This window comes from Belnapia sp. AC561 (assembly GCF_979252845.1).
Genome location: NZ_CEEDBP010000426.1, coordinates 1 through 244 on the forward strand (window position 1 = coordinate 1; position 244 = coordinate 244).

Consider the following 244-nt stretch of genomic DNA (forward strand, 5'->3'; position numbering starts at 1 on the left):
CTTTTATAACTATGGAAGAAACATTTTAACTGCATTAAATTCATCTGTTCCTGCAACAATTGGTGCTACAACGCCAACAGAAAACTTTAATAATGTAAATACATTTGGTTACGAATTCTCACTTGCGTGGAGAGACAACATTGGTAAAGACATAACCTATAGTTTTAGTCCTTTTTATTCGTGGATGGACAATAAAGCATTAAAAGTTGATCAATCTGCAAGCATTGTTGGTACAATACAAGAT

Annotated in this window: 1 protein-coding gene; it reads left to right on the forward strand. The window is 32.8% G+C overall.

Features of this window, described 5'->3' with window-relative positions; translation table 11 throughout:
• Window positions 1–244: hypothetical protein (locus AC0IW9_RS31715; protein WP_471652255.1), on the forward strand; the 244-nt coding region annotated here is incomplete at both ends.